This is a genomic window from Acinetobacter sp. (assembly GCF_036659555.1).
Classification (GTDB): Bacteria; Pseudomonadota; Gammaproteobacteria; order Pseudomonadales; family Moraxellaceae; genus Acinetobacter.
The window spans coordinates 1-5,389 of the sequence record NZ_JAVXCI010000134.1 but is presented as its reverse complement, the minus strand read 5'-3'; the positions used below and the strand labels follow the sequence as shown (position 1 = coordinate 5,389).

The following is a 5,389-nucleotide window of genomic DNA, read 5'->3' as shown; positions in this document are numbered from 1 at the left end:
AGTGCGTCTACCAATTTCGCCACGTCCCCAATGGCTGTGTATATTATAGAGATCACCTGGGCATGACAAGCACTTTTTATAAAAAAGCGCCTTGTTTGCTTAAATAAAAAACAAAATGGTTGTTTTTGTATTTTTTCTAAGCAATTTCAGTGGTTAAGCGTGTTTTTACTTGAGAAAAATCACGTATTCTTTGACTTTTACGCTTGGCCAGCATGGCCTGCAGCAGGGGCTGAAAGCATCGAAATTGCTGAGGAAGATCAATATTTAAGCGCTGGCAATGCAAATATGCCCAATCTTCATAATGCAGCGCCTGCAGGCGCTGTCCAGTCAGCCATTCATACAGCACAATTCCAAACGCATAGACATCACTTTGCAGGCTTTTCGGCTGCCCCTGAAACAATTCCGGCGCCATATAGCGCGGTGTTGCATTCAGCTCAGGCGGAGGTGGCGCATGAATGGGCTGCGCCTGCTCCAGATCAATCAGCCTGACCTGACCTGCATGCTGCACAAAATGCTCCTGCTTGATATCTGCATGCAGCCAGCCCAACTGCGCAAGCTGATCCAGCGCATCCGTAGCCTGCAGCAGCAGTGCTTGAATCTGCGCCATACTCAGCTGCCGCGGATCAAGATTGAACAGCGGCGGCGCATCCGGCAAGACTAAGCCCTGCGGATACAGCCCTTCTGCAAAATTTAAGCAATCCGCCTGAATAATCTGAAATGGCAGCAGAAAGCCGGCGCGCTGGCGCTGCAGCGCCTGATACAGGCTTAGTTCATGCTGAAAACCGGCTTCCGCCTGCGCTGAATGATGAAGCGGATTGCTGAATGAATCACTGCACAGCTGCCCTTTCAGCCAAAACAGCTGCTGCGCGCCGCCCAAGCCATCTGCCGCAGCCTGAAACTGATACAGCCGGCGGCCAAAAGACAGGCTCCTGGCTTTGGTTTTTAAGACAAACTGTGCAGGCTGCAGCATGCGCGCATTAAATTGCAATATATTCTGCATGCTGCTGGTCTGGGGCATTCTGGTAATTCAGCAGCTCCAGGCAGTGCTGAATGGTTTTCCCTACACGGGCATGGATTTCAATCAGCGAAATTTTCGGCCATGTTGCGCGCTCGCCTTCGCGCTGCAGAATTTTAAATAAATAAGGGCGCGGGTTCTGCAGCATATAGCTGTAATGGCGCAGGCTGTGATTGCCTACAATATTCACATTGCCGTAATAGAGCTGATCCACCACGCCATAGCCATGATCCAGCAGGCGGCGCACCGGCGGCACATTCCCTGCGCGCTCGCGGGCAAAATCCATCAAGCCTTTGGTAATGACTTTGCCTTGCCTGCGGATAATGCGTTCCGGCCAGCTCAGCATGTCTTTACGGAAGCGCGAAACTTCATCCTGCATAAACGGCACAATATGCGGGTTCACTTGACTGGCAATGGTGTAATTAATATTGTACAGGCGCGCCATTTTCTCCTGCGGAAAATCGCTGCGCACGCTGCCGTCCACCCAATGGGTCGCAGCCATATAAGGCGTATATTCCCCATCATAGCGCTTGCTGGTCAGCCTCACCGGCGGGAATAAAATAGGCACAGCGCAGGACGCCAGCGCCGCGCTCCACACCAGCAAATCCGGCGAGGTATAGGCATTCATGATGCGCGCGTCCTGCGAAGCGTCATAGGGCGCAACTGCAATATTGATATGCAGCCCGGAAGCTTTCTGCGCCTCTGCAAAAGTCATATCGCCTAAATTTTCCACAAGGAAATTTTTTAAATACCGCACATCCGCCAGACCGCCATTGCCTTTGAGCAGGTCGCTGAGCTTTCTAAAGCGGAAGGCCTCACTGTAAAAGTTATGCCCTTTGAGTATTTCCATAAATGCTGAAGGCTTTGAAACGCCCAGCATGGCCGTCATAATTGCGCCTGAACTCGAACCTGACAGCACCTTCGGCATTAAGTCCTGCTCCATCAGCGCCTTGCATACACCAGTATGAAACAGCCCTAAAGTTGCGCCGCCTGAAAACATCATCGCAGGCTGCCCAAAAGCTTTCTGGCACCGCTTAAAGAACGCGATTTTTTCCTGCACGGTTAAGCATTCGCATTGCGCCGAAGCAATAAATGCCAACCCTTCACTGACTTCAGCCACATAATCTTCAATAATTTTTTTGGTGCCGACATAGGTCACGGAAAACAGCAGCGGATGCGCGATATTGGCAATATCATAAGTCAGGCCTTCACTCAGCATATACATCAGGTCGCGGGTGCGCTTCTGCGCCCGGTAGCGCCTCAAAAACCCTAAGCGGTACGCAATAATTTCAGCGTCAAAATAGGGCGAGCAGTTATCCAGCTTCCACTCCTGCGCACCCGACTCTTCATCTATCTTCAGCGCAATATCTTTCCATTCCTCATAGCTTTCAGCGGTTTCCAGCTGGCGCTTTAATTTTTTGATGCGGTACGCTTGATGCGGATTAATATCCCGTGCGAAATCTTGTAATAGCATATCTATCCCTCAGCGCTAGCGTTTTATACATTGCATTTCTCAATGACTGAAACTGTTGCAAAATTCAACCCTCAGTTCAATAGCCAAAAGTTTGCATTAATTGGCACATTATGCAGAAATACTATACAGTGTTGCTGTAAAATTACATCTATTCATCGATTAATCACAAACTGAATATTCATGGCAACTCTTGATTTACCTGATAATATTTTAAAATCCCTTTCTGATGTTCTGCTGCAGCTGCAGCAGGCTCTGCCTGAGGTCAAGCAGGCCCCGGATTTTTCCGCCGGCGCCTATAAATGGCAGGACAAGCAGCTCAAAGCCATTTTGCAGCCCAAAAAGATTTATTTGGACGACTTAAAAGGCATTGAAAAGCAGAAAGGCAAAGTGATTCAAAACACCCTGCAGTTTTTAAAAGGCTTGCCAGCGAATGATGTCTTGCTGACGGGTTCGCGCGGCACAGGAAAGTCCTCAATTGTCCGCGCCCTGCTGACTGAGTATGAAGCTCAGGGATTACGCCTGATTGAAATTGAGCGGGATGATTTATCCGATTTGCCGGAAATTCAGAAATTGATTGCAGGCCGCCCGGAAAAGTTCATTGTGTACTGTGATGATCTGGCTTTTAATGCGGAAGATGAAAATTACCGCAGCTTAAAGAGCGTTCTCGATGGTTCTTTGCAGTCTGGCGCCAGCAATTTCATTATTTACGCGACCAGCAACCGCCGCCATCTGCTGCCGGAGTTCATGCACGAGAACACGCCTGTGACCCGCGCCGATGTGCCTCAGCATACGGAACTGCACCCGCAGGAAGCGATTGAAGAAAAGATTTCACTGTCTGACCGTTTCGGCTTGTGGCTGTCGTTTTACCCGATGGATCAGAAGCTGTATTTGGAAATTGTGGCGCATTATTTGGCTAAAGCAGATATGCCGATGCCGGAAGATACGCGCGCTGAAGCTTTAAGATGGTGCCAGGCCCGCGGGCAGCGTTCAGGCCGCGCCGCTTATCAGTTCTCCAAGCACTGGATTGGTTCGCAGCGATTGAATGCAATGCAAAACTCCTAAAATTTAATTAGACAATTAAAAAGCAACTGTAATTGACCAAATACAGTGAGTAAAAGCCAATCTGTATTGGCTTTTACTCACCCACATTTTAGATAACTGTTACTGTTATTTTTATCAAATGTGAATCCTTAATGTCTTCACCGTTTTGCTTAACATCAGCTATATATATACTGTCACCAGCTGGCATATTCGTTTCACTGCCATCTTTCAAGCCTTTGAAAATTTCTTTATCAATACCAGCTTTGATATCTTCTTTAACATTGAAAGAAATATTCAATTGAGAGCCGCCTTCTATATTCCAGCGAATGCGTCCACCTTGCTTAATCGAGTGAAAGTGATAATTATCGCTACATCTATGTGACTGATCTTTTAATTTTCTAGAATTAGTAACTAATTTCACTTCAACAAAACCATCAAATTTATAACCCGGCATGAGTCTATCCTCCTTTTGTGTAATAACAGACTTCAAAATATCATTGCTGTTTATCCTTCCAACATACCTAAAAATAGTTAATATAAAAAAGAGGCCTAGGCCTCAGCACCGCCCCCACATTTTTTACCTGAATTTCAAAAGTAAAGCCGCACATGGATGTAAAATCAGATAAGAAAAATTATAAGTTCAAGCACAGAATGTAAGGCGCGACAGAAGTCATGCCGAGCGAACCAATACGGAAAACCCTGACAGGATGCCGGGGCTTTTCATTCCAAATTTTTCCGTTTTATTCAGACCTGCTTTTGAAGATTTTATTTACAGCATCTAAATGCCTTAAATGCCCAATAAAAAAGAGGCTTCCGCCTCTTTTCAATTTTACGCTTCCGCGGGATTAGTCAATTCCGTCATTGGCCAGCGCGGTGTCGTCGTCACAGACAAGCCATCCTGCTGACCCGCTTTTAAGCGCTGATAACCCGCAAAAGCAATCATGGCGCCATTGTCTGTACATAAAGCAGGTTCTGCATAGAACACATTGGCGCGGATTTTAGCCAAATCAGCTTCCAAGCGCTCACGCAAGCGCTTGTTGGCGCTTACGCCACCGGCAATTACCAAGCGCTTTAAACCTGTCTGTTTCATGGCTTTTACAGATTTTTTCACCAGCGTATCCACCAGCGCTTCCTGAAATGAAGCGGCAATATCCGCTTCACGGCCCTCGCCTGCAACTTTTTTCAGCTGTACAGAAACGGCTGTTTTCAAGCCGCTGAAAGAAAAGTCCAAGCCTTGATGCAGCATTGGACGCGGAAATGCAAAAGCATTCATATCGCCATCGGCAGCCAGTTTGGAAATATTCGGGCCGCCCGGATACGGCAATCCCATCATTTTCGCAACTTTATCAAAAGCCTCACCGGCTGCATCATCAATCGACTCGCCCAGCAGTTCGTACTGGCCAATGCCATAGGCAGCCATCAGCTGAGTATGGCCGCCGGACACCAAAAGCGCCACAAACGGAAACTCCGGCGGCGTTTCAGACAATAAAGGCGCCAGCATATGGCCTTCCATATGATGTACGCCAATGGCCGGCTTATTCAGCGCAAAGGCTAAAGTTCGGCCAAACAGCGCGCCGGTCATCAATGCGCCCATTAAGCCCGGCCCGCGGGTATAGGCCACCGCATCAATCTCGGATTTCTTGATCTGGCTTTCGTCCAGCAGCTGGTTAAGCAGCGGAATCAGCTTGCGCACATGGTCGCGTGAAGCCAGCTCCGGCACCACGCCGCCGTATTCCGCATGCAGTTTAATTTGGCTATACAGCACTTGCCCGCGCAACCCCAGCTCGCTGTCATACAGTGCAAGCCCTGTTTCATCACAAGATGTTTCTAAGCCTAAAACGATCATTAAACTGCCTATA

General features: G+C 48.1%; 5 protein-coding genes. 1 reads left to right on the top strand and 4 read right to left on the bottom strand.

The genetic code is table 11. The features are described from left to right. Positions 1-136 precede the first annotated feature (136 nt). On the bottom strand, positions 137-988 hold the full coding sequence (locus tag RSA72_RS13665; protein ID WP_443098304.1) for a protein kinase domain-containing protein: 852 nt from the start codon (positions 986-988) through the stop codon (positions 137-139). After that, complete coding sequence (locus tag RSA72_RS13660) at positions 978-2,489, bottom strand: DUF3336 domain-containing protein (protein WP_332633354.1); 1,512 nt, start codon at positions 2,487-2,489, stop codon at positions 978-980. Before RSA72_RS13660 ends, RSA72_RS13665 begins: the two co-directional genes overlap by 11 nt. A gap of 180 nt (positions 2,490-2,669) precedes the next feature. On the opposite strand from RSA72_RS13660, the gene RSA72_RS13655 reads away from it, so the two are divergent. After that, positions 2,670-3,551: an ATP-binding protein gene (locus RSA72_RS13655; RefSeq protein WP_332624557.1), complete on the top strand. Its 882-nt coding sequence runs from the start codon at positions 2,670-2,672 to the stop codon at positions 3,549-3,551. An 88-nt stretch (positions 3,552-3,639) separates the two neighbouring features. Here RSA72_RS13655 and RSA72_RS13650 read toward each other — a convergent pair whose 3' ends face one another. Both RSA72_RS13650 and tsaD read right to left on the bottom strand, forming a co-directional pair. After that, positions 3,640-3,984: a hypothetical protein gene (locus RSA72_RS13650; RefSeq protein WP_332624556.1), complete on the bottom strand. Its 345-nt coding sequence runs from the start codon at positions 3,982-3,984 to the stop codon at positions 3,640-3,642. Between the two features lie 375 nt (positions 3,985-4,359). Continuing rightward, positions 4,360-5,376: a tRNA (adenosine(37)-N6)-threonylcarbamoyltransferase complex transferase subunit TsaD gene (gene tsaD, locus RSA72_RS13645; protein WP_332624559.1), complete on the bottom strand. Its 1,017-nt coding sequence runs from the start codon at positions 5,374-5,376 to the stop codon at positions 4,360-4,362. Positions 5,377-5,389 lie beyond the last annotated feature (13 nt).

Bases quoted from the DNA above. Each gene is read 5' to 3' on its own strand.
- RSA72_RS13660 (WP_332633354.1), bottom strand. From the start codon at position 2,489: ATGCTATTACAAGATTTCGCACGGGATATTAATCCGCATCAAGCGTAC.
- tsaD (WP_332624559.1), bottom strand. From the start codon at position 5,376: ATGATCGTTTTAGGCTTAGAAACATCTTGTGATGAAACAGGGCTTGCA.
- RSA72_RS13655 (WP_332624557.1), top strand. From the start codon at position 2,670: ATGGCAACTCTTGATTTACCTGATAATATTTTAAAATCCCTTTCTGAT.
- RSA72_RS13650 (WP_332624556.1), bottom strand. From the start codon at position 3,984: ATGCCGGGTTATAAATTTGATGGTTTTGTTGAAGTGAAATTAGTTACT.